The organism is Streptomyces sp. B1I3, assembly GCF_030816615.1.
In the GTDB taxonomy this organism is placed as follows: Bacteria; Actinomycetota; Actinomycetes; order Streptomycetales; family Streptomycetaceae; genus Streptomyces.
Map to the genome: position 1 here is coordinate 1,322,045 of NZ_JAUSYD010000001.1, position 22,950 is coordinate 1,344,994.

The following is a 22,950-nucleotide window of genomic DNA, read 5'->3' on the forward strand; positions in this document are numbered from 1 at the left end:
GGGCCCGTGCGCGGTCCTCGCGGGCCTGAGCCTCCGCCGCGGGCCCTTGCGCGCGGTCCGCGACGCCGCGCAGGGGCCCGCCACGCGGCGCCCGCCGCGCATGGGCCCTCGCAGGCGGTTCGTCGTACGCGTGTCACGGCACACCTCCCCGCACGCCGCCGCGCGTCCGGCGTCCGGCCCTGTGTGCTCCACCCCGCGTGCGCTCGCCCCCGTACGCCCCGCCCCGTGCGTGTCGCCGGGCACGTGCGCGAATTCACCCGGTGCCCATGCCCTCCTCATCGTGCGGACACCTGGACACCTCGCGGTCGCCCGACACTTCCCGACGAGTCATGGACATGTCCCCGAACGACAGGAAGCATTCGTGCGCATGCACCGATCCCCGCGCCTTGCGGCCACCGCCCTCCTCGGTACGGCTCTGGTCACCCTCGTCCCGCTGTCCCCCGCGCACGCGCACACCCTGCCGGCCGTCCCGGCAACGGCCGAGACGGCGCCGCTGTACGACGACGAGGCGGGCGGCAACGCCGACGCCGACGACCCGGCGATCTGGCGCAACGCACCCGCTCCGGAACGCAGCCTGGTCGTGGCGACCGCCAAGGAGGGCGGTCTCAGGGTCTACGGTCTGGACGCGGGCCTTGTCCAGTCGGTCCCGGCCCCCGCACCCGCGGCCGAGGGCGACGCCCCCGGCCGGTTCAACAACGTCGACCTCGTCACCGGACTGCGGACCCCGGCGGGCCGGTCGGACGTGGCCGTGGTGAGCGACCGGGGCAACGACCGGCTCCGCATCTACCGCATCGACCCGTCGCAGCCCGGCGGGCCGCTGAAGGACGTCACGGACCCCGCAGCCGCCCCTGTCTTCTCGGCCGGCCAGGCGGAGATCAACGACCAGCGGACCGCATACGGTCTGGCCGCCTGGCAGGACCGTGCCACGGGGCGCTCCTACGCCCTCGTCAGCCGGCGCAACACCACCGAGCTCGCACTGCTCGAACTGCGGCCGACGGCTTCGGGCACGGTCGGCTACCGCGTGGTGCGCAAGCTCGCGCTCCCGTCGTCCTTCCGGCTCCCGGACGGCACCTCCTGGACCCCGTGCGGCGAGCCGGGCGAGGGCCCGCAGGTCGAGGGCATGGTGGTGGACCCTGCCGACGGCACCCTCTACGCCGGTCAGGAGGACGTCGGCATCTGGCGGATCCCGGCGGCGCTGGACGGGAAGCCGGTCCTGGTGGACAAGGTCCGCGAGTACGGCGTCCCGGGGGCGTACGACCCGCTGACCGAGGAGTGCGAGGCCGGTTCGGACCCCGGCTTCGGCGGGAAGCGGCTGGCGGCGGACGTCGAGGGCCTGACCCTCTACCAGGAGCCGGACGGCGACGGCTACCTCATGGCCTCCAGCCAGGGTGACAGCACCTTCGCCCTGTACGACCGCGAGATCTCCGAGGACAACGAGTACGAGGGCGGGTTCCGGATCACCGGCGCCTCCGCCGACCTGGACGGCAGCGAGGAGTGCGACGGCGCCGCCGTGCTCAACGCGCCGCTCGGCTCCCGCTACCCGCGCGGTCTGCTCGTCGTCCAGGACGGACACGAGACCTCCGCCTCCGGTGGTGAGGAGGACCGGGAGGCGACCGGTTTCACGTTCGTCGACCTGGGTGCGGTGGCCGACGCCGCGGACATGTAGGGGACGGGCCGGGCCCCCTGCCGCCGGTACCGCGTCGTCGCACATCGCATAGGCTCGCCGACGATATGAAGAACTACCTCTCGCCCCTGGGACCCAAGGCGGACAAGGACACCGTACGGCGTCACAACCTGAGCCTCGTGCTGCGTGCGGTGCGGGACGAGGGCGAGGCCGGCGAGGCCACCAGGGCGGGGGTCTCGGCCCGGGTGGGTCTCACCCGGGCCGCGGTGTCCTCCCTGGTCGAGCAGTTGCTGGACAGCGGCTTCCTCACGGAGTCGGGCAAGACGTTCAGCGGGCAGGCGGGGCGCCCCGGCACGGCCCTCAAGGTCGCGCGCACCGGCCCGGCCGGGCTCGGCGTGGAGATCAACATCGATTACGTCTCGGTCTGCGTCGTGGACCTGGCCGGCACCGGCCGGGTCCGGCAGACCGAGCACCTGGACAACCGCGGCTCCGCGCCCGGCGACGTGCTGGCCAGGGCGGCCGGCATCGCCGCGCGCACCCTCGGCTCGGCGCGCGAGCAGGGCCTGTACCCGGTCGGGGCGGCACTCGCGCTGCCGGGCCTCGTCTCGGGCGGTACGGTGCGCCAGGCGCCGAACCTGGGCTGGAACCAGGTGGCGGCCGAGGACTTGTTCGCCGAGGCCCTCGCCGGGCTGTGCCCCGGTTCGCCCGCACTGCCCGTGCGCTCGGAGAACGAGGCGAATCTGGCGGCGCTGGCGGAACTGTGGTTCGGCGGGCTCGACGCGGTGCGCAGCTTCCTCTACCTGACGGGCGAGATCGGTGTCGGTGGCGCCCTGGTCCTCGACGGCCGGCTGCTGCGCGGGGCGCACGGCTTCGCGGGGGAGATCGGGCACGTGGTGGTGGATCCGGCGGGGCCGGAGTGCCGGTGCGGTTCGCGCGGCTGCCTCGAGCAGTACGCGGGTCAGACGGCGCTGCTGCGAGCGGCCGGCGTCGACGAGGCCGGCGGCGGGGCCGCCGGGGTGATGGAGCTGGAGCGGCGCGCGCGGGCCGGGGACGCCCGGGCGGTCGCCGCGGTGGCCGGGGCGGGCCGGATGCTCGGGCAGGTCCTGTCCGGTGCGGTCAACCTGTTCGACCCGGACGCGGTGGTACTGGGCGGGATCTACCGGGGCCTGATGCCGTGGCTCTCGCCTCCCGCAGACGAGGAACTGACGGGCCGGGTGGTCTCCGGGCTCTGGTCCCCGGGCAGCGGCCGGCTGCGCGCGTCGTCCGTCGCGGGTGACGCGGCGCGGGGTGCGGCGGCCCTCGTGGTGCAGGACGTCCTGGCGGACCCGGTGGCGTACGCGCGGCCCGCGCCGGTGGAGGCCTAGGTGTTCTGTCCAGGGAGGTTGTGGACGGGCCCACGACAGGGGTACGGGGCGGGTCGGCCCGTACCCCTGTCGCCGCCGGATCAGCGGACGCCGAGGAGGTGGTCCATGGCGAGCTGGTCGAGGGCTTCGAAGGCCATGGAGCGTGTCGCGGCGGCGTCCACGTCGAAGTCCTCGTAGGCGGTGCGGTCGGCGAGGAGGCTCTTGAGGCCGTCGTCGGCGGTGGGGCGGGCGAGTTCGTGCAGGCGGGAGGCGGTGAGGGCGTCCTGGACGGCGGGGTCGGCGCGGAAGGCGGCGGCGCGTTCCTTGAGGATGAGGTAGTTGCGCATGCAGTTCTTCGCGGATTCCCAGACGCCGTCGATGCCGTCGGTGCGTACGGGCTTGAAGTCGAAGTGGCGGGGGCCTTCGTAGCCGGCGGTCTCCAGGAGGTCGACGAGCCAGAAGGCCTGGCGCAGGTCGCCGGCGCCGAAGCGGAAGTCCTGGTCGTACTTGATGCCGGACTGGCCGTTGAGGTCGATGTGGAAGAGCTTGCCGGCCCACAGGGCCTGGGCGATGCCGTGGGGGAAGTTGAGTCCGGCCATCTGCTCGTGTCCGGTCTCGGGGTTCACGCCGACGAGTTCGGGGCGCTCGAGGCGCTCGATGAAGGCGAGGGCGTGGCCGATGGTGGGCAGGAGGATGTCGCCGCGGGGCTCGTTGGGCTTGGGCTCGATGGCGAAGCGCAGGTCGTAGCCCTGTTCGGTGACGTAGTCGCCCAGCAGGTCGAAGGCTTCCTTCATGCGGTCCAGGGCGACGCGGACGTCCTTGGCGGCGCCGGACTCGGCGCCCTCGCGGCCGCCCCAGGCGACGTAGGTCTGCGCGCCTAGCTCGGCGGCGAGGTCGATGTTGCGGATGACCTTGCGCAGCGCGAAGCGGCGGACGTCGCGGTCGTTGGAGGTGAAGCCGCCGTCCTTGAACACCGGGTGGGTGAACAGGTTCGTCGTCGCCATCGGGACCTTCATCCCGGTGCGTTCCAGGGCGGCCTTGAACCGGCCGATCAGGCGGGCCCGCTCGCTGTCGCTCGAGCCGAAGGGGATGAGGTCGTCGTCGTGGAACGTCACACCGTGTGCCCCGAGCGCGGCCAGCTGCTCGACCGACTCGACCGGGTCCAGCGCGGGCCGGGTCGGCTCACCGAACGGGTCGTTGCCACGCCAGCCGACCGTCCAGAGACCGAAGGTGAACCTGTCCTCAGGGGTGGGTGTGAAGCGTTCCGTCATCGTCTGTCCGCCTTCGCATGCGTCGGGTCCGGCACCGGCCGGTTCGGCCGGACGTATTTGTTCAGTGCCATGACTAATTATGCACGGGCCGCCTCCGTGACGTAAACCCTCATGCGTGAAACCGGGGGCGCCTCTGGCTCACAGGCCGCTCATCACGTAATTTGTTTGTCGCACGACCAAAATCCGCATGCGCACCACCGGCACTCGCACGCCTTCACCTGCGGGTCCCTCCACCGCATGACCCGTACCCGCACGAGAAGAGGTAGCCCATGCCGCCGCGTAACGTCGTCATCGGCGTGGACAGCTCCACCCAGTCCACCAAGGCGGCAGTCACCGATGCAGAGACCGGTGAACTGCTCGCCGTCGGCCGCGCCCCGCACGTGGTCACGGGTGCGGGCGGTGCGCGCGAGACCGATCCCGAGGTGTGGTGGCAGGCGCTGTGCGACGCCGTCGCCGCCGGGCTCAAGGAATCCGGCCTCTCGGCGTCCTGCGTCACCGGCATCGCCGTCGCCGGGCAGCAGCACGGCCTCGTGGTCCTGGACCGGTCCGGCCGCCCGCTCCGCCCGTCGCTGCTGTGGAACGACACCCGCTCCGCGCCGCAGGCCGCGGCGCTGACCGCCGCCCTGGGCGGCCCCGAGGCCTGGACCGCGCGGACCGGCACGGTGCCCGTCGCGTCCATGACCGCGACGAAGTGGCAGTGGCTGCGCGAGAACGAACCGGCGACCGCCGGGGCGACCGTCTCCGTACGCCTGCCGCACGACTTCCTGACCGAGCGGCTCGCGGGCACCGCGGCGACCGACCCGGGTGACGCGTCGGGCACCTGCTGGTACTCGACGGACACCGGTACGTACGACCCCGAACTACTCGGTCTGCTGGGCCTCGACACCTCGATGCTGCCCCCGGTCGCCGCCACGGGCGGGACGAGGATCGGCTCGCTGACCCCCGCCGCGGCGGAGGCGCTCGGCCTGCCCGCCGGGATCGCCGTCGCGGCCGGCACCGGGGACAACATGAGCGCCGCCGTCGGCCTCGGGCTCGGCGGCGCCGGGCTCCTGGACCACCCCGTCCTCAGCCTCGGCACCTCGGGGACGGTCTTCGCCGCGTCCCGGACGCGGCCCGCCTCCACCGCCCTCTCGGGCTTCGCCGCAGCGGACGGCACGTACCTCCCCCTGGCCTGCACGCTCAACTGCACGCTGGCCGTCGACAGGGTCGCCACCCTGCTGGGCCTGCACCGCGACGACGCGACGCCCGGCGGCGAAGCCGTCCTCCTGCCCTACCTGGACGGCGAGCGCACCCCGGACCTGCCCACCTCCTCCGGTCTGCTGACCGGGCTCCGCCACGACACGACGCCGCAGCAGCTGCTGGGCGCCGCGTACGAGGGCGCGGCGTTCACCGTGCTGCGCGCCCTGGACGAACTGCTGCTGGCCTGCGGCCTCGACCCGGCCGACCCCGAGGTGGCCGGACGGCCGCTGCGGCTGATCGGCGGCGGCGCCCAGGGCCGCACGTGGGTGGAGACCGTGCGCCGGCTCTCCGGCCGTCCCCTGATCGTGCCCAGCAGCGGCGAACTGGTCGCGCTCGGCGCCGCCGCGCTCGCCGCGTCGGCCGCGGGCGGCGGTGACCCCGTCGCCGTGGCCACCCGCTGGAACGCGAAGGCCGAGGACGACCGGATCCCGGCGGTGGAACGGGACACGGAGACGTGGGAGCGCGTCGGATCGGTACTGGACCGGGCGGCCGGGCCGCTGCTCGGCGGGTGAGCCCGGCCCCCCGAAACGGCGTCCGCTGGACCCCTTTTGGGGATGACCGCGGGTCTTCAATAGGATCCGTCGATGATCATAAGAAAACGGCTGACGGCCGGGGTGTGCGTTCTGCTCGCCACCCTGGCCGCCGGACTCGGCACCGCACTGCCGGCCGTCGCCGACGAACCCTCCGCCGCCGCGTCGCCCAAGGTCGAACTCGTCCTTGACGTCAGCGGCTCCATGCGCACCCGCGACATCGACGGCCGGTCCCGCATCACGGCCGCCAAGCAGGCGTTCAACGACGTCCTGGACGCGGTGCCGGAAGAGGTGCAGCTCGGCATCCGGACGCTCGGCGCCGACTACCCGGGTGACGACCGGAAGGTCGGCTGCAAGGACACCAAGCAGCTCTACCCGGTCGGTCCGCTCGACCGTACGGAGGCCAAGACGGCGGTCGCCACCCTGGCGCCCACCGGCTGGACCCCCATCGGCCCCGCCCTCCTCGGCGCGGCCGACGACCTCGAGGGCGGGGACTCCACCCGCCGGATCGTCCTGATCACGGACGGCGAGGACACCTGCGGCCCGCTCGACCCGTGCGAGGTGGCGCGCGACATCGCCGCACGCGGGATCCACCTGGTGATCGACACCCTGGGCCTGGTGCCCAACGCCAAGATCCGGCAGCAGCTGACCTGCATCGCGGAGGCGACGGGCGGCACCTACACGGCCGTCCAGCACACGGAGGAACTCTCCGGCCGGGTCAAGCAGTTGGTGGACCGGGCCGCCGAGCCCGTCGTCACGCCGGTCGCGACCGAGGGCGCGGGCAGCTGCGCCGCGGCGCCGCGGCTCGAGCCGGGCCTGTACACGGACCGCCAGGAATTCGGCAAGCACCGCTGGTACCGCGTGGACGTCCTGCCCGGCCAGGAGCTGCGCGCCTCGGTGAGCGTGTCGGCGGACCGTGCCGTCAACGACGACTACGGCGTCCTGCTGCGCGCCCTGACCACACACGGCCGCGAAATCGTCCGGGGCGCGGAGTCCGGCACCGGGCGTACGGACGCGATCTCCGCCGGACTTCGCTACCCGAAGCCCGAACAGGACAGCCCCGACGACTCAGACGTGAAGCCGGCCCCCGAGGCCGTCTGCCTCCAGCTCAGCAACTCCTTCTCGGCGCCCGCGTCCGTGAAGACCACCCCGGGCATGCCCGTCGAGTTGACCATCGACGTGGTCGACGGCCCCGACGAGGCCTCCGACGCCGCCGCGTTCGGTCTGGGCCGCGGCTGGTGGCTGCTGGGTGTCATGGTGCTGACCGGCCTGATCGCCGGTCTGCTGTTCGGCTGGATCTCGCGCTGGCGCGTCGCCGTATGGAGGACCAACTGATGCGTAACCCCCGCAGGAACCGACTGGGCCGCGTCTGCGCGGTCGCGCTGCTCGCCGGAGTCACCCTGCTCACCTCGGCGGGGGCGGCCGCCGCCGACGACCCGTCGGCGAGCGCGAGCCCGGACGGCGCGGAGAGTGCCGGACCGACGGAGGCGGGCACCACCTTCCGCACCGCCACGCCCGTCCAGCAGGAGCAGACCGCCACGGCGGACGCCTCCACGGGTGACTACCTGTACTGGGTCTTCCCGGCCGACGCCGGCGAACGGGCCACCGTCCGGGCGAAGATCACCATGCCGGACAGCGCCACCCGCCACGGTGCGTCGACCTGGCAGGTCGACGTGTACGACGGGCTGCGCCGCAGGCAGGCCTGCATGTACGGCCACCAGACCAGGAAGGCGGCGCCGGACGCGAACACCGTCGAGCTGTCCTGCGTGCTGCGTACCGTACGTGCCTGGTCCGAACCGTGGGCGGACGACCCGCTGCCCGGTAGCTACTACGTGCGCCTGACCGCGGTCGAACCGGCCGAGGAGGACCTGGGTCTGCCGGTCCACGCCGAGACGCGGGTGACCTCGGCCGACCAGGGCGGCGCGCACGACGTGGACGGGACCCTTTCCGAACCGCTGGTGCCGGGTGTGTCCGTCGTGTCGGCGCAGGGCGGGGCCCGGCTCAGCAGCGAGCCGGAGGACGGCTGGGCCTCCGGCTGGTGGACCGACCGCTGGCTCTGGACCGTGGGCGGCGGCGTACTCGCCGCGCTGGCGGCGGTGTTCGGCCACGGGCTCACCCGCGGCGGTGGACGGCCTTCCCGGGTGCCTCCGGGGGTCTGAGCCGGCCCGCTGTCCTTCAGGTGCGCCCCCGCCCGGGTCCGGGCGGGGGCGCACCGCTGTGCCGGCCGACGGGGCGCCGTGTCAGCCCTGTCCGATCACCTGACGGAGTCCACCGAGGAGGTGGGCGCGGAAGGCGGGGTCGCGGTAGATCTCACGGGTGTGGCCGAGGGCGGTGTAGAAGACCTGGGCGCCGCCGTGTTCGTGGGCCCAGACGAGGGGGTGGCCGGCGCCCGCGCCGCCCTCGTACGTCGTCCCGTCGGCGCGGGCCAGCACGCGTACGGTGCCGCGAGGGCTGGTGGTGAACTCGTACCACTCGTCGGTCAGCTGCCAGGCGGCGCCCAGGTGCCGGGTCGCGGGATGGTCGTGGTCCTCCACGACGACGGTGCCCGGCTGCAGCTCGGGGTGACGGGCGAAACGGGCGCCGAGGAGGTCGCCGTAGAACGGCCAGGCGTACTCGGTGCAGGCCGCGGCGTGCACGCCCATGAAACCGCCGCCCGCCGCGCAGTGGGCGCGGAGGCCGTCGCGTCCCCGTGGGGTGAGGACGTCGCCGCTGGTGGAGAGGAACACGACGGCCGCGTATCCCGTGAGCCCGTCCTCGAAGACCTCCGGCCGCTCCGTGGCGTCGACGGAGAAGCCGTGCTCCGCACCGAGTTCCCGGAAGGCGGCGAGACCGTCAGGGATGGAATCGTGCCGGTAGTCGGTGGTGCGGGTGTACAAGAGGACCGACGGCGAACCGGTGGTGGGGGGCATCACGGGCTCCGGGGGGGGGCGGGGACACGGAGGGACGGGCCCATCATGTGCGACGTCCGGCCCGCGTGTCGCCCCCGGGGGACCACCGCGCCCGGGGACCTTGCCGCCCTGGGACGTCGTCGAACCCGGGGCGACGTCGAACCCGGGACATGGCCGCACCCGGGACAGCTGCGTGGACAGGGCAGCGTTGTGAACGGGGTGTTGCCGCGGCCGGGGTATCGCCCTACCCGCAGGCCCGCCCCACCCGGCCATGGCGGCTTCTCCCGGCACCGCTCCTCCCGCACGTCGTGGAACCACTATGCGAGAGGGGGGTTGCACGGCCTGGATGGCCGGGATTGGCTGATCACATGCAGCAACCGGTTTCCCTGCCTCGGCAGCCCTCCACGCTCGACCACCGGTACCGGGGCGAGCACCCGATCCGTACCCTCGGCTACCTCCTGCGGCCCGACCGGAGGCGGCTCGTCGTCGCCGTGCTGGCGTTCGTCGTCAAGCACAGCCCTGTGTGGCTGCTTCCGCTGATCACCGCCAACATCATCGATGTCGTCGTACAGCACCGCCCGGAGCGGGAGTTGTGGCTCAACGCCGGGGCCCTCCTCTTCGTCCTCGTCCTCAACTACCCCCTGCACCTGCTGTACGTGCGGTGCCTGAACGGCAGTGTCCGCCGCATGGGCACCGCGCTGCGCGACTCGCTGTGCCGGAGGATGCAGCAGCTGTCGATCGGTTACCACAGCCGGACGAGTGCCGGGGTGCTGCAGGCCAAGGTGGTCCGCGACGTGGAGACCGTCGAGCAGATGGTGCAGCAGTCCGCCGACATGGGGCTGGCGGGAATCGTCACGCTGACCGGCGGCCTGATCGTCATCGCCGTCCGGGTCCCGTCCTTCCTCCCGGTCTTCCTGGTGGTCGTGCCGCTGGCCGCCCTGCTGGTCATGAAGCTGCGGACGCGGCTTCGCAGCCACAACGAGTCCTTCCGGCAGGAGGTCGAACAACTCTCCGCCCGGGTGAGCGAGATGACCAGCCTCATCCCGATCACCCGGGCGCACGGCCTGGAGCGGGCCGCGCTGAACCGTGTCGACGGCTCGCTGCGCCAGGTGCTGTTCGCCGGGTTGCGCCTCGATGTGCTCAACGGCCGTTTCGGCGCGCTCGCCTGGATCCTGCTCAACTCCCTCGGGGTGGCGTGCCTGGCGGGCTCGGCGCTGGTGGCGTACCACGGCTGGCTGCCGATCACGGCGGGTGACGTCGTCATGCTGAGCGCCTTCTTCACGACGCTGACCGGTTCGATGAGCACCCTGCTGAGCCTCGCTCCCGTCATCAGCAAGGGGCTGGAGTCGGTCCGCTCGGCGGGCGAGGTGCTGGAGGCCCCCGACCTGGAGAACAACGCGGGCAAGGACGTGGTCGACCGGGTCGAGGGCCGCATCGACTTCGACCGGGTCGGCTTCGCGTACGAAGGTTCGGGCGGTGTCGCCGTGGAGGACTTCACCCTGTCCGCACGCCCGGGTGAGACGGTCGCGCTGGTCGGCGCGTCGGGGGCGGGCAAGTCGACCGTCCTGAACCTCCTCATCGGTTTCATCCGTCCCACGTCGGGCCGGATCCTCCTCGACGGCACGGACATGGCGACCCTCGATCTGCGCAGCTACCGGCAGTTCCTGTCGGTCGTCCCGCAGGAGTCCATCCTGTTCGAGGGCACCATCAGGGAGAACGTCACCTACGGCATGGGCGAGACGGACGAGGCGACGGTCCGGCGCGCGCTCGCGGATGCCAACGCGCTCGAATTCGTCGAGGGGCTGCCGGACGGCATCCACACGGTGGTGGGCGAGCGCGGCGCACGGCTCTCGGGCGGGCAGAAGCAGCGTCTGGCCATCGCCCGCGCGCTGATCCGCGACCCCCGGGTACTGATCCTGGACGAGGCGACGTCCGCGCTGGACACCAGGTCGGAGGCGCTGGTCCAGGAGGCCCTGGCCCGTCTGGTGCACGGCCGCACCGTCTTCGTGGTGGCGCACCGGCTGTCCACGATCCGGGCGGCCGACCGCATCGTGGCCATGGACCAGGGACGGATCGCCGAGGTGGGGACGCACGGGGAACTGCTGGCGAGCGGCGGGGTGTACGCGGGGCTGCAGCCCAGGCAGTCGGCGTAGGCACGGCCCCTTCGATCGACCCCCTCGGGCAGCTCCCACCGCCGCTCGAACGTCTGACGTAGTGTGGAAGCCGTCGAAAACTCGGCAGCACCGCACGGTAGATGATGGGCCGTCAGCTCGGTTTGCGGCCCGCCGCCCCGGTGACATGCCGGTACGCCATCAGCGAGCGGAGTCCCTCATGTCCACGGAAACCGGCGCGGCCCTCGACGCGGAGCCGGGCCGTTACCGGCTCGTCCAGGGGCCCAGGGGGCTGCCCTTCCTCGGGAGCCTGCCGCAGTTCGGCAGGGACCCGCTCGGGTTCTTCGAGCGGTTGCACGGCTACGGGTCCGTGGTGCGCTGGCGCTTCGGCCGCAACGACTGCGTGTTCGTCGCGGACCCCGACTGCGTCGGCGAGCTCCTCACCGAGACGGAGCGTACGTTCGACCAGCCCCTGCTGGGCATCGCGTTCCGGACGGTCATGGGCAACGGCGTGGTGGTCGCGCGCGGCCAGGACTGGCGGCGCAAGCGTTCGCTGGTGCAGCCCTCGGTGCGGCCGAAGCAGGTGAAGTCGTACGCGTCGACGATGGCCGGCTGCGCGGTCGAGCTCGCGGACACCTGGTCGGGCGGCGAACGCGTGGACGTGAAGCGGGAGATGGCGGCCCTGACGCAGAAGATCGCGGTCCGTACGATCTTCGGCGTCGACACCCCTGCCGACGCGGAGTCGATGGGCCGGGCCATGGACGTGGCCCAGCGGGAGATCGGCAAGGAGTTCAGCGGTCTCGGCGCCGTCCTGCCCGACTGGGTGCCGACACCCGGACGGGCCAGGATCAAGAAGGCCGCCGCGGTGATCGACGCGGAGGTCGCACGGGTGGTGGCCCGCCACCGCGACGGGGGCGGGGAGCGCCCCGACCTCCTGAGCCGGCTGCTCACGGCGGTCGACGAGAGCGGGACGCCCCTGAGCGACCGGGAGATCCGCGACGAGACGGTCACCCTGTACATCGGCGGCCACGAGACGACCAGCTCCACCCTCGTGTGGGCCTGGTACCTGCTCTCCCGCAACCGCAGGACGCGGGCGGCGCTCACCGAGGAGCTGGACCGGGTACTCGGTGACCGGGAGCCCGGCATCGACGACTACGCACGCCTGCCGTACGCACAGGCGGTGGTGAAGGAGACGCTGCGGCTCTACCCGACGATCTGGCTGGTCACCGGGGTCGCCAAGGAGGGTGCCCGGATCGGCGGCATACCGATGCCGGCCGGCACCCGGGTGTGGAGCAGCCAGTGGGTCACGCACCGGGACGAGCGGTGGTTCCCGCAGCCCGGGGAGTTCCGCCCGGAACGCTGGGATCCGGACCACGGGGACGAGATCGAGGAATACGCCTGGTTCCCCTTCGGCGGCGGACCCCGCGCCTGCCTGGGAACACGCTTCGCGATGGTCGAGGCGGTGCTGGTCCTCGCCGTCCTGGCGCGCCGCTTCGAGCTGGACGTGGACCCCGGCGCCGTCGATCCGGTACCGACGCTGACGCTGCAGCCGGACCGGGAGGTCATGGCGACGGTCCGGGCGCGCTGAACGCGCTGCCGGGTGAAGCCGGACGGAAACGGTTGACCTGAAGTTTGGTCGAGGTCTTAGCGTTCGGTTGTACACACCGACGCCGGAGGCACCCGCATGGACATGGAAGTCACCGCGTGGACATCGCTCCACACCGCGATGAACGCGCAGCAGGACCGCAGACCCTTCTCCCGGGCCACGTTGCGCCGCATCGCGGCGTTCGCCCGGCCGCACCGGGCGCGCATCGGCCGTTTCCTGCTGCTGAGCGTGGTCACCGCGCTGCTCGCGGTGGCCACGCCGGTGCTCGCCGGGCACGTCGTCGACGCGATCGTGGACGGCAAGGAGAGCGGAACGGTCGTCCGGCTCGCCCTGCTCATCGCCCTGATCGCCGTGAGCGAGGCCGGCCTCGGGCTGCTCATCCGGTGGCTGTCGGCCACGCTCGGCGAGGGGCTCATCCTGGATCTGCGGACCGCCGTCTTCGACCACGTCCAGCGGATGCCGGTCGCCTTCTTCACCCGCACCCGGACCGGCGCGCTGGTGAGCCGGCTCAACAACGACGTGATCGGCGCCCAGAGGGCGTTCAGCAACACGCTGTCCGGCGTCGTCTCCAATGTCGTCACCCTGCTGCTGACCCTTGGCGTGATGCTCACCATCTCGTGGCAGATCACCGTGCTCGCCCTGGTCCTGCTGCCGGTGTTCGTCGTGCCCGCCCGCCGGATGGGGGCACGGATGGCGGCGCTCCAGCGGGAGGCCGCAGGTCACAACGCCACGATGGGCACCCAGATGACGGAGCGCTTCTCGGCTCCGGGCGCGACCCTCATCAAGCTCTTCGGGCGTCCCGCCGACGAGTCCGCGGAGTTCGCCGCCCGCGCCGGCCGGGTGCGTGACATCGGCATCCGCACGGCGATGCTGCAGTCCACCTTCATCACGGCGCTCACCCTCGTCTCGGCGCTCGCCCTCGCCCTGGTCTACGGCCTCGGCGGGTACTACGCGCTGCGCGGCAGCCTGGAACCGGGGGCCGTCGTGGCCCTCGCCCTCCTCCTCACCCGGCTCTACGCCCCCCTGACCGCACTGGCCGGGGCCCGGGTCGAGGTGATGAGCGCCCTGGTCAGCTTCGAGCGGGTCTTCGAGATCCTCGACCTGAAGCCGCTGATCGCCGAGAAGCCGGACGCCCGCAGGGTGCCGGCGGGGCCGGTGTCCGTGGAGTTCGACGGCGTGTCCTTCGGCTACCCGTCCGCCGACAAGGTCTCCCTCGCCTCCCTCGAGGAGGTCGCCACACTCGACACCGGGGGAGGCGCGCAGGTGCTGCACGACGTCTCCTTCACGGCGGAACCGGGCCGGATGGTGGCGCTCGTCGGTTCCTCCGGCGCCGGCAAGTCGACGATCGCCCAGCTGCTGCCCCGGCTGTACGACGCCGACACCGGTGCCGTACGGCTGAACGGCGTCGACGTACGCGACCTGACGGCCGACTCGATCCGGGAGACGCTCGGCATGGTCACCCAGGACGGGCACCTCTTCCACGAGTCGGTGCGCGCCAATCTGTTGCTCGCCCGGCCGGACGCCACCGAGGACGACATCTGGGACGCCCTGCGGCGCTCACGCCTGGACGGGCTGGTGGCCTCGCTGCCCGAGGGGCTCGACACGGTGGTCGGTGAGCGTGGATACCGGCTCTCGGGCGGCGAGCGCCAGCGGCTGACCATCGCCCGGCTGCTTCTCGCCCGGCAGCGGGTGGTGATCCTGGACGAGGCGACCGCACATCTGGACTCCACCTCGGAGGCTGCCGTCCAGGAGGCCCTCGCGGAGGCGCTGGAGGGCCGCACGGCCGTGGTGATCGCCCACCGGCTCTCCACGGTGCGGGCCGCCGACCTCATCCTGGTCGTCGAGGACGGCCGGATCGTCGAGAGGGGCACGCACGAGGAGTTGCTGGCCCTCGGCGGACGGTACGAGGAACTCCACCGCACCCAGTTCGAACGGCCGGACACCGAGGAGACGCCGGTGGCCCGCTGACCGGTCAGGGCTCCCGCCGGCAGTGCGGGAGCCCACGCGGCGAGAGGCGCCTGTCGTGTCGCCGAGGATCGCAGGGAACACCTCAAGGAACATACGTTCGAATGCCGCGTTAGGCTTGACCCATGTCCATGCATCTCCAGGGCTCTCTGTTCGACCAGGACGAAGGCCCGCACCTCTCGCCGCTCACCGGAGTACGGAGAACCGTCCTCGGTGACGGCGCCTGGATCGACCTGCTGCCCGGGTGGCTGAGCGGGGGCGACCGCCTGATGGCCGAGCTGGCCGCCGAGGTCCCCTGGCGGGCCGAACGCCGGCAGATGTACGACCGGACGGTGGACGTGCCCCGGCTGCTGGCCTTCTACCGCGAGACCGACGCGCTGCCGGCCTCCGTGCTGGCGGAGGCGCGCGACGCCCTGTCTTCGCACTACGCCGACGAGCTGGGCGAGCCCTTCGCCACGGCGGGCCTGTGCTACTACCGCGACGGGCGTGACAGCGTCGCCTGGCACGGCGACCTGGTGGGGCGTGGCGCGCACCAGGACACGATGGTCGCCATCCTGTCCGTGGGTGCTCCGCGCGACCTCCTCCTGCGCCCGTTGCACGGCCACGGCAGCACGGTGCGCCGGCCACTGGGGCACGGCGACCTCATCGTCATGGGCGGCTCCTGCCAGCGCACCTGGCAGCACGCCGTCCCCAAGACCACGGGTGCGCGGGGCCCTCGGATCAGCATCCAGTACCGCCCCCGCGGCGTGCGCTGAATCCCGGAACGGGGGCCCTCGGCCGGGCGACCACGATCGGGTGCCCACGCCCTCCCGGTGACCCGCGGCCCGGTTGTCCGTCCACGAGCCGCCCAGGCCCGGCACCGGCCGGGACCCGCACCGGCCGGTGCCCGATCGCGGGACGGCCGGCCTCGTCCCGTCCCCGTGCCCGTGCCCGGCGGACGAGGCCCTAGCCGAGCCACTTCTTCCAGGTGTCCGGGTTCTCCCGGATCCAGCGAGCGGCGGCCTCGTCAGGGCTCAGCCTGTCGGAGGCGATCAGTTCCGAGACCTCGTTCTGGTCCTCCTGCGACCAGTGGAACCTCTTCAGGAAGGCCGCCGCGTCCCCACCGCGCTTCGCGAAGCCGGCGTTGAGGTACTTCTGGAGCGGGGTCTTCGGGTAGGCGCAGTCGATGTCCTCGGGGGCCTTGGCCGCGCACGCCTCGGAGTACTCCGGGAGCCGCACCTCCACCATGGGCACCTCGTTGAACAGCCACTGCGGCTGGTACCAGTAGCTGAGGAAGGGCTTCTTCTCCTTGGCGAACTGCTGCATCTGCGTGATCTGCGCGGCCTCGGAGCCGGCGAAGACGACCTTGTAGTCCAGGCCGAGATTCTTCACCAGCGCCTTGTCGTTGGTGACGTAGGACGGCGAACCGTCCATCAGCTGACCCTTGTCGCCGCTCTCGGCGGTGCGCAGTTCGTCGGCGTACTTGTCGAGGTTCTTCCAGTCCGTGACGTCGGGGTGCTCGTCCGCCCAGTACTTCGGGACGTACCAGCCGATGTGGCCCGTGACTCCCAGGTCCCCACCGGAGACGATCGTCTTCTTGTCCTTGACGTACAGCTTCTCCTGGTCGGGGTGGCCCCAGTCCTCCAGGATGGCGTCCACCCGGCCCTGGCTGAGGGCGTCCCAGGCGGGGACCTCGTCCGTCTGGACGAGGTCGACGCGGTAGCCCAGCTCGTCCTCCAGGATCTTCTGCGCGACGGCCACGTCGGCCTGGGCGCCGACCCAGGACTGCACGGAGAGCGTGACGGTCTTCATGCCGGCGGGGGCCGCGAAGGGTGACGCCTGCTTGGTCATGTCGGCGGCGCCGCAACCGGTGAGGGCCACCAGGGCGGCGGCCGAGGTCACGATCGCGGACGTACGCAGACGGGCCCGGACGAGCGTGCGGGTCATGTCAGCTCTCCTTCCGCGGGTGGCGGGCCGTGGGCTGGGTCACCCGGTCCAGCATCAGTCCCAGGCAGACGATGGCGGCGCCCGCGACGAGGCCGGTGGCCAGGTCGCCCTGGGCGAGGCCGAACACGACCTCGTAACCGAGCGCGCCCGAGCCGACGAGACCGCCGATGATCACGACCGCGAGGACCAGGACGACGCCCTGGTTGACGGCGAGCAGCAACGCCGGCCTGGCGAGTGGCAGCTGGACCTGGCGCAGTTGCTGGCCGCTGGTGGCTCCGAGCGAGCGCGCGCACTCCATCGCGGCGGGATCCACGCCCCGCAGTCCCTGGGTGGTGATGCGGACGACGGCGGGCAGCGCGTAGACGACCGCCGCGGCGGCCGCGGGGGCGCGGCCGACGCCGAAGAGGGCGACGACCGGGATGAGGTAGACGAACTGCGGCATGGTCTGGAAGACGTCCAGGACGGGCCGCAGGAGCCGTTCGAGGCGTGCGCTGCGCGCGGCGCCGACGGCGATGGCGAAGCCGAGGACCAAGGTGACCGCCACGGCGGCGAGGACTTGGCTCAGAGTGTCCATGGAGAGGTCCCACACGCCGAGGACCCCGATGGCCGCCATGGCCAGCACGGCGGTGAGCGCGGTGCGCCAGGTGCCGATCGTCCAGGCCAGGGCGGCCACGAGCAGCAGGACGGACCACCAGGGCAGACCCTGCAGTCCGCTGCGCAGCGGGTTGAGGATCCAGCTGGTGAAGTGTCCGGCCCAGTCGGCGGTCCCGCCGACGACGGGGACGCCGGTGTAGAGGTGGTCGACCATCCAGTCCTTGGCGGTGTTGACCGGGCCGGCGAGGGCCACGATCCCGCTCTCGGGCCAGACGCGGCCGCCGGTGAACCGGCCCACGACGGTGACGGCCACGGCGATCAGCGCGGCGAGTCCCCAGCCCCGTGCTCCGCGCAGGGCCGCCGGCCCGGTGGGGTCCGTGCCGATCTTCCGGCCGGCTGCCTCGGTCGTACGGTCCAGCACGACGGCCAGCAGCACGATCGGGATGCCCGCCGCGAGGGCGGCGCCCACATCGACCGCGGAGAGGGCCTGGTAGACGCGGTCACCGAGACCGCCGGCGCCGATGACGGAGGCGATGACCGCCATGGACAGCGCCATCATGATGGTCTGGTTGAGACCGAGCAGCAGCTCCTTGCGGGCCAGCGGGAGCCGGGCGGTCAGCAGGCGCTGCCTGCCGGTCGCGCCGAGCGAGGCCACGGCCTCCATGACGCCCGCGTCGGCGCCGCGCAGCCCCAGTGCGGTGAGCCGGGCCATCGGCGGAGCCGCGTAGACGACGGTGGCGAGAACGGCTCCGGGCACGCCGATGCCGAAGACGAGGACGACGGGAAGCAGGTAGGCGAAGGCGGGCAGCACCTGCATGGTGTCGAGCACGGGACGCAGGAAGCGGAACGTGCGGTCCGAGAGCCCGGCCGCGAGCCCGAGGAGCATGCCGAGCACCACGGAGGCCAGAACGGCGACGGTCATCAGGGCGAGCGTCTGCATGGTCGGCACCCACATGCCGAGCAGCCCGCACACCAGGAAGGAGGCACCGGCCGTCAGCGCCAGGCGAACTCCGGCCGTCCGCCAGGCGGTGAGCACGGCGACGGCGGTGACACCGGCCCAGCCGAGCGCCAGCAGTGCCAGGTAGACGCCCCGCACCGACAGGACGACGGCGTTGCTGATGTGGCCGAAGAAGTAGAGGAACAGCGGGTGGCTGTCGCGGTTGGCGATGATCCAGTCGTTGACCTCGCCGAGGGGCCCGGTGAGGTCGACGGTCAGGGCCCCGGGCCACGTTCCGCCGCCCCAGCGGGCATGGACGACGGGTACGGCGACGGCCGCGATCGCCAGCAGCAGGAGCAGTTTGCCGAGCGCGGGCCGGCCGCGCAGCGCGGCGAGCGGTCCGCCGCCCGGCGGTCCGGCGGCGGTACGGGCGGGGGCGTGGGCCGTGGCCATCAGACGGTCACCTCGCGGCTCCCCGTACCTGCGACGACGTCGAGCAGGCACGCGTGGTCGACGACTCCCACCAGCCGTCCGCCCTCCGTGACCCTGGCGGTGGGCTCACCGGACCGGGAGAGGGCCTCGATGGCCTCGGAGACGGTGGCGTCGGTCCGCAGGGCCGGGCCGTGTTCGCTCTCGCCGGCGGCCGGGGGGCGCATGGCGGTGGCCACGCTGAGGACCTGCTCGCGGGGGACGTCCCGGACGAACTCGCGTACGTAGTCGTCGGCGGGCGAGCCGACGATCTCCTCGGGCGTGCCGAGCTGGACGATGCCGCCGTCGCGCATCAGCGCGATGCGCGTGCCCAGGCGCAGTGCCTCGCTCAGGTCGTGGGTGATGAAGACCATGGTGCGGCCCTCCTCGCGGTGCAGCCTGACGACCTCGTCCTGCATCTCGCGGCGGATGAGCGGGTCGAGAGCGCTGAACGGCTCGTCGAAGAGGAGGACGGACGGGTCGACGGCGAGCGCGCGGGCCAGCCCGACGCGCTGCTGCTGGCCGCCTGAGAGCTGGGCGGGCCTGCGGCTCTCGAGGCCCGCCAGGCCGACCTTGTCGACCAGCTCGGCCGCCTTGGCGCGCCGTTCGGACTTGCCGAGGCCCTGGATCTCGAGGCCGTAGGCGACGTTGTCGAGGACCGTGCGGTGCGGCAGCAGCCCGAAGTGCTGAAAGACCATCGCGGCCCGGTGGCGGCGCAGTTCACGCAGCCGTGTGCGGTCCATGGCCAGCACGTCCTCGCCGTCGATGGCGAGGGTGCCGCCGGTGGGCTCGATGAGCCGGGTCAGACAGCGCACCAGCGTGGACTTGCCGGAGCCGGAGAGGCCCATGACGACGAAGACCTCGCCCTTGTGGACGTCGAAGGAGACGTCGCGCACGGCGGCGGTGCAGCCGGTGCGCTCGCGCAGGTCGGCCGGGGAGAGGTCCGCGTACTCACTGCCGGGGATGCGGCCGGCCTTGGGGCCGAAGACCTTCCAGAGGTTCCGGACGCTGAACACGGGGGTACTGGCCTCGCTCATCGGACATCGCCTCCGGTGGCCGGGGTCGTTCGGAGCAGCTCGGCGCACTTCTCGCCCACCATCAGGACGCCGATCATCGGGTTCACGGCGGGCATGGCCGGGAAGACGGACGCGTCGGCGATCCGGATGCCCTCCAGGCCCTGGATCCGCAGCTGCGGGTCGACGACGGCCGCCGGGTCCCCGGGTGCCCCGATCCGGCAGGTGCCGGCCGGGTGGTAGACGGTGTGCGCGACCTTGCGGGCGTACTCGCTGATGTCCTCGTCGGAGGTGACCTCGGGTCCGGGGCACACCTCGCGCTTGAGCCAGTGGGCCAGCGGTTCGGTCTTCGCTATCTCGCGGGCGAGCCTGATGCCGTCGACCAGGGTGCGGCCGTCGTAGTCGTCCTCGTCCGTGAAGTAGCGGAAGTCCAGGGCCGGTTTGACCTCCGGGTCGGCGCTGGTGAGGTGGAGCCGGCCGCGGCTGCGCGGCTTGGGGATGTTCGGGGTCATCGACACGCCGTGCTCGGGCTTCTCGTAACCGAGGCGCTCCGGATTGTCGGTGAAGGGGATCTGGTAGAAGTGGAACATCAGGTCGGGGCCCGGGGATCCGGGGTCGCGGCGGACGAAGAGCCCCGCGTCGGAGTCCATCGCCGAATTCTCCGGGATGGGCCCGTGGGTCTCCCAGACGATGACCGACTCCGGGTGGTCGAGCAGGTTCTCGCCGACGCCGGGCGCGTCGTGGACGACGGGGATGCCGAGCGCCGTCAGGTCCTTCGCCGGGCCGACGCCGGAGTGCAGCAGCAGCCGGGGGGTGTCCACCGCGCCTGCGCAGACGATGACTTCGCGGGCGGCGCGCAGCAGCAGCTCCTCACCCTCCTTCGTCCGTACGTGGACGCCGGTCGCCCGGTTGCCCTCGAACTCCAGCCTGTAGGCCCATGTCTCCAGCACGAGCGAGAGGTTGGGGCGGTCCCCGGCCTCGATGTGCGGGTGGAGGTAGGCGACGGACGCGGAGGAGCGCTTGTTGTTCTCGGGGTGGTAGGCCAGGTCGAAGAAGCCGACGCCCTCGTGGAAGGGCTTGCGGTTGAAGCTCTCCACCCGCGGGACCCCGGCCGCCGCCTGGGCGGCGTCGACGAAGTCGCGGGCGATGGCGTTCCGGTCCTTCTCGTCGACGGGCACGATGTTGTTCCGCAGCCGGGCGAAGTAGGGATCCATGGAGGCCGCGTCCCAGCCGTCGGCTCCGGCCTCGGCCCATTCGTCCCAGTCTCCGGGCAGCGGTTTGAAGCTGATCAGCGTGTTGTGCGAGGAGCAGCCGCCGAGGACCCGGGCACGGCTGTGGCGGATGTGGGAATTGCCGCGTGGCTGCTCGGTGGTGGGGTAGTCGTAGTCGAGGTCGCCACCCAGCAGTCCGAGCCAGCGGCGGAGGGTGAGGACGTCCTCGCGGTCGATGTCGGTGGGGCCGCCCTCGATGACGGTGACGGTGACGCCGGGGTCCTCGGTGAGGCGGGAGGCGATGACCGAGCCGGCGGTTCCGCCTCCGACGATCACGTAGTCGACGGGTTCGGGGCGTGCGGTGCTGGGGGACGGTGGCATCGGTCACTGCTCCTTCTGCAAGGTGCTTGCGTGTGCGCGGCGCTGCGGACAGGCCGGGGGCGTCGGGGCGTCGTCGCTTCCGTCAGCCGGCGAACCAGCGCTGGGGGCGCGGGTTGAGGTTCTGGTAGATGTGCTTGGACTCGCGGTACTCCGCGAGCCCGGTGGGGCCGAGCTCACGGCCGGTGCCGGACTTCCCGAAGCCGCCCCACTCGGCCTGCGGGAGGTAGGGGTGGTAGTCGTTGATCCAGACGGTGCCGTGCCGCAGCCGTCCGGCGACGCGCCGGGCGCGGCCCGCGTCCGTGGTCCAGACGGCGCCCGCGAGCCCGTAGTCGGTGTCGTTGGCCAGGGTGACGGCTTCTTCCTCGCTGCGGAAGGTCTCGACGGTGAGGATCGGGCCGAAGGTCTCCTCACGGACCACCTTCATCTCCCGGTGGCAGCCGTCGAGGACGGTCGGCCGGTAGAAGTAGCCGCTCGCGGGCCGGATGTCCGAGGGCTCCGGGCGGGAGCCGCCGGAGCGGACGACCGCGCCCTCCTCGCGGGCCGACGCCACGTACGCCTCGACCTTGGCGAGCTGCTGGGCGGAGACGAGGGGGCCGCACTCGACTCCGTCGACGGTGCCCCGGCCGAGCCGGATCGCGTCGGCGCGGCGGGCGAGTTCGGTGACGAACCGGTCGCGGACGGACTCCTCGATGATGAGCCGGGCTCCGGCGGAACAGACCTGGCCGCTGTGGAAGAACGCGGCGTTCAGGGCCTGGTCGACGGCGGTGTCGAAGCCGTCCTCGGTGGCGCACGCGTCGGCGAAGACGACGTTGGGGTTCTTGCCGCCGAGTTCCAGGGCGACCTTCTTGACGGTGGGCGCGGCGGCCTGGGCCACCTTGGTGCCGCTGGCCAGGCCGCCGGTGAAGGAGACCAGGTCGACGTCGGGGTGCGCGGAGAGGCGGGCACCGACGGGGTCGCCCGCGCCGGTGACGAGGTTGGCGGCGCCGTCGGGCAGCCCCGCCTCGGCGAGCAGCCGCATCAGGTGCACGGTGGAGAGCGGGGTGACCTCGCTGGGCTTGAGCACGAAGGTGTTGCCCGCCGCGAGCGCGGGGGCGATCTTCCAGCTCGCCTGGAGCAACGGGTAGTTCCACGGGGCTATGAGGGCACAGACGCCGACCGGCTCGTGGACGACGATGCTGTGCACATCGGGATCGCCCGCGTCGACGACCCGGCCGCCGCTCTCGTTCATCACCAGGTCGGCGAAGTAGCGGAAGGCGTTGGTCACGTCGTCGACGTCGACGCGGCCCTCCTCCAGGGTCTTGCCGGTGTCGCGGCTCTCGGTGATCGCGATCTCCTCGCGGTCCCGCTGGAGCAGGTCGGCGACCCGGCGCAGGAGCCCGGCGCGCTCGGCGACGGGCCTGTGCGGCCAGGGGCCGTCGTCGAAGGCGCGGCGGGCCGCCGCGATCGCCGCGTCGGCGTCCTCGGCACCGCCTTCGGCGACGCGTGCGAGCACGGTGGCGTCGGCGGGGTCGAGGATCTCGCGCGTCGCGCCGGAGAGGGCGGGGCGCCAGGTGCCGTCGATGTGCACGGTCTCCAGCACCGCGTCGTGCGGGGCTGCCGGGCGGGGAACCGACGAGTGGGGAGCCGACATGAAGTGGTCTGCCTTCCGTGCCTGGATTGCTCCGCACCGGTCCGGCCGAGCACTGTTACGCGTCGGCGGCCAGGGTCAGGCCACACCAGCAGCCGGGACACCTGTCCAGACCGCCGAGATGTATGCCGAAAAGTTCACTCTGAGTGATGCGGCTCACTCGGAGCACGGATACGATGAGGCGGCCCGGCGCGCGTCGTGCGCCGGGCCGCCTCG

16 protein-coding genes are annotated in these 22,950 nt (G+C 72.5%); 9 read left to right on the forward strand and 7 right to left on the reverse strand.

The genetic code is table 11. The features are described 5' to 3' along the window. Window positions 1–367 precede the first annotated feature (367 nt). Together QFZ58_RS06285 and QFZ58_RS06290 are read left to right on the forward strand one after the other, a co-directional pair. Window positions 368–1,666 (forward strand): phytase, encoded by a 1,299-nt coding sequence (locus tag QFZ58_RS06285; RefSeq protein ID WP_307128783.1) that lies wholly within the window; start codon window positions 368–370, stop codon window positions 1,664–1,666. A gap of 65 nt (window positions 1,667–1,731) precedes the next feature. Continuing rightward, entirely contained in the window at window positions 1,732–2,988 is a 1,257-nt protein-coding gene (locus QFZ58_RS06290) for an ROK family protein (protein ID WP_307123911.1), read from the forward strand. A gap of 80 nt (window positions 2,989–3,068) precedes the next feature. Here QFZ58_RS06290 and xylA read toward each other — a convergent pair whose 3' ends face one another. Then, window positions 3,069–4,238 carry a xylose isomerase gene (gene xylA / locus QFZ58_RS06295; RefSeq protein WP_307123912.1) on the reverse strand — a complete coding sequence of 390 codons (1,170 nt, stop codon included), beginning with the start codon at window positions 4,236–4,238 and terminating at the stop codon, window positions 3,069–3,071. Window positions 4,239–4,507: 269 nt separating this feature from the next. Between xylA and xylB the strand changes: the two genes are divergently transcribed. The 3 genes from xylB (at window position 4,508) to QFZ58_RS06310 (ending at window position 8,166) form a co-directional block, all read left to right on the forward strand. Continuing rightward, complete coding sequence (xylB, locus tag QFZ58_RS06300; protein ID WP_307123913.1) at window positions 4,508–5,989, forward strand: xylulokinase; 1,482 nt, start codon at window positions 4,508–4,510, stop codon at window positions 5,987–5,989. A gap of 72 nt (window positions 5,990–6,061) precedes the next feature. Further along, the gene (locus QFZ58_RS06305; protein WP_307123914.1) at window positions 6,062–7,342 is read left to right on the forward strand and encodes a VWA domain-containing protein; all 1,281 of its coding nucleotides are present in this window, start codon (window positions 6,062–6,064) and stop codon (window positions 7,340–7,342) included. Continuing rightward, window positions 7,342–8,166, forward strand: coding sequence for a hypothetical protein (locus tag QFZ58_RS06310; RefSeq protein ID WP_307123915.1), 825 nt, complete (start codon window positions 7,342–7,344; stop codon window positions 8,164–8,166). The genes QFZ58_RS06305 and QFZ58_RS06310 overlap by 1 nt, the downstream gene beginning before the upstream one ends. An 81-nt stretch (window positions 8,167–8,247) precedes the next feature. On the opposite strand, the gene QFZ58_RS06315 is transcribed toward QFZ58_RS06310, so the two are convergent. Continuing rightward, on the reverse strand, window positions 8,248–8,916 hold the full coding sequence (locus tag QFZ58_RS06315) for a ThuA domain-containing protein (RefSeq protein ID WP_307123916.1): 669 nt from the start codon (window positions 8,914–8,916) through the stop codon (window positions 8,248–8,250). Between the two features lie 347 nt (window positions 8,917–9,263). Here QFZ58_RS06315 and QFZ58_RS06320 point away from each other — a divergent pair, with 347 nt between their 5' ends. From QFZ58_RS06320 to QFZ58_RS06335, 4 genes are all read left to right on the forward strand, one after another. After that, entirely contained in the window at window positions 9,264–11,048 is a 1,785-nt protein-coding gene (locus tag QFZ58_RS06320) for an ABC transporter ATP-binding protein (RefSeq protein WP_307123917.1), read from the forward strand. 178 nt (window positions 11,049–11,226) lie between these two features. After that, entirely contained in the window at window positions 11,227–12,594 is a 1,368-nt protein-coding gene (locus QFZ58_RS06325) for a cytochrome P450 (protein ID WP_307123918.1), read from the forward strand. A gap of 96 nt (window positions 12,595–12,690) precedes the next feature. After that, window positions 12,691–14,580 (forward strand): ABC transporter ATP-binding protein, encoded by a 1,890-nt coding sequence (locus QFZ58_RS06330; RefSeq protein ID WP_307123919.1) that lies wholly within the window; start codon window positions 12,691–12,693, stop codon window positions 14,578–14,580. Between the two features lie 122 nt (window positions 14,581–14,702). Then, window positions 14,703–15,332, forward strand: a complete 630-nt coding sequence (locus tag QFZ58_RS06335; RefSeq protein WP_307123920.1) for an alpha-ketoglutarate-dependent dioxygenase AlkB — start codon at window positions 14,703–14,705, stop codon at window positions 15,330–15,332. A gap of 190 nt (window positions 15,333–15,522) precedes the next feature. Here QFZ58_RS06335 and QFZ58_RS06340 read toward each other — a convergent pair whose 3' ends face one another. The 5 genes from QFZ58_RS06340 to QFZ58_RS06360 all read right to left on the reverse strand — a co-directional run bounded on the left by QFZ58_RS06340 (window position 15,523) and on the right by QFZ58_RS06360 (window position 22,737). Beyond that, window positions 15,523–16,503 carry an ABC transporter substrate-binding protein gene (locus QFZ58_RS06340; protein WP_307123921.1) on the reverse strand — a complete coding sequence of 327 codons (981 nt, stop codon included), beginning with the start codon at window positions 16,501–16,503 and terminating at the stop codon, window positions 15,523–15,525. A 1-nt stretch (window position 16,504) separates the two neighbouring features. Continuing rightward, the gene (locus QFZ58_RS06345; protein WP_307123922.1) at window positions 16,505–18,487 is read right to left on the reverse strand and encodes a proline/glycine betaine ABC transporter permease; all 1,983 of its coding nucleotides are present in this window, start codon (window positions 18,485–18,487) and stop codon (window positions 16,505–16,507) included. Further along, window positions 18,487–19,539 carry a glycine betaine/L-proline ABC transporter ATP-binding protein gene (locus QFZ58_RS06350; RefSeq protein ID WP_307123923.1) on the reverse strand — a complete coding sequence of 351 codons (1,053 nt, stop codon included), beginning with the start codon at window positions 19,537–19,539 and terminating at the stop codon, window positions 18,487–18,489. Before QFZ58_RS06350 ends, QFZ58_RS06345 begins: the two co-directional genes overlap by 1 nt. Further along, window positions 19,536–21,107, reverse strand: a complete 1,572-nt coding sequence (locus tag QFZ58_RS06355; protein WP_307123924.1) for a GMC family oxidoreductase — start codon at window positions 21,105–21,107, stop codon at window positions 19,536–19,538. The genes QFZ58_RS06350 and QFZ58_RS06355 overlap by 4 nt, the downstream gene beginning before the upstream one ends. Window positions 21,108–21,189: 82 nt before the next feature. After that, window positions 21,190–22,737 (reverse strand): aldehyde dehydrogenase family protein, encoded by a 1,548-nt coding sequence (locus tag QFZ58_RS06360; RefSeq protein WP_307123925.1) that lies wholly within the window; start codon window positions 22,735–22,737, stop codon window positions 21,190–21,192. Window positions 22,738–22,950: the final 213 nt, after the last annotated feature.

Excerpts from the sequence above, each read along its gene's own strand:
- QFZ58_RS06285 (WP_307128783.1), top strand. The coding sequence starts at position 368 with ATGCACCGATCCCCGCGCCTTGCGGCCACCGCCCTCCTCGGTACGGCT.
- QFZ58_RS06290 (WP_307123911.1), top strand. The coding sequence starts at position 1,732 with ATGAAGAACTACCTCTCGCCCCTGGGACCCAAGGCGGACAAGGACACC.
- xylA (WP_307123912.1), bottom strand. The coding sequence starts at position 4,238 with ATGACGGAACGCTTCACACCCACCCCTGAGGACAGGTTCACCTTCGGT.
- xylB (WP_307123913.1), top strand. The coding sequence starts at position 4,508 with ATGCCGCCGCGTAACGTCGTCATCGGCGTGGACAGCTCCACCCAGTCC.
- QFZ58_RS06305 (WP_307123914.1), top strand. The coding sequence starts at position 6,062 with ATGATCATAAGAAAACGGCTGACGGCCGGGGTGTGCGTTCTGCTCGCC.
- QFZ58_RS06310 (WP_307123915.1), top strand. The coding sequence starts at position 7,342 with ATGCGTAACCCCCGCAGGAACCGACTGGGCCGCGTCTGCGCGGTCGCG.
- QFZ58_RS06315 (WP_307123916.1), bottom strand. The coding sequence starts at position 8,916 with ATGCCCCCCACCACCGGTTCGCCGTCGGTCCTCTTGTACACCCGCACC.
- QFZ58_RS06320 (WP_307123917.1), top strand. The coding sequence starts at position 9,264 with ATGCAGCAACCGGTTTCCCTGCCTCGGCAGCCCTCCACGCTCGACCAC.
- QFZ58_RS06325 (WP_307123918.1), top strand. The coding sequence starts at position 11,227 with ATGTCCACGGAAACCGGCGCGGCCCTCGACGCGGAGCCGGGCCGTTAC.
- QFZ58_RS06330 (WP_307123919.1), top strand. The coding sequence starts at position 12,691 with ATGGACATGGAAGTCACCGCGTGGACATCGCTCCACACCGCGATGAAC.
- QFZ58_RS06335 (WP_307123920.1), top strand. The coding sequence starts at position 14,703 with ATGTCCATGCATCTCCAGGGCTCTCTGTTCGACCAGGACGAAGGCCCG.
- QFZ58_RS06340 (WP_307123921.1), bottom strand. The coding sequence starts at position 16,503 with ATGACCCGCACGCTCGTCCGGGCCCGTCTGCGTACGTCCGCGATCGTG.
- QFZ58_RS06345 (WP_307123922.1), bottom strand. The coding sequence starts at position 18,487 with ATGGCCACGGCCCACGCCCCCGCCCGTACCGCCGCCGGACCGCCGGGC.
- QFZ58_RS06350 (WP_307123923.1), bottom strand. The coding sequence starts at position 19,539 with ATGAGCGAGGCCAGTACCCCCGTGTTCAGCGTCCGGAACCTCTGGAAG.
- QFZ58_RS06355 (WP_307123924.1), bottom strand. The coding sequence starts at position 21,107 with ATGCCACCGTCCCCCAGCACCGCACGCCCCGAACCCGTCGACTACGTG.
- QFZ58_RS06360 (WP_307123925.1), bottom strand. The coding sequence starts at position 22,737 with ATGTCGGCTCCCCACTCGTCGGTTCCCCGCCCGGCAGCCCCGCACGAC.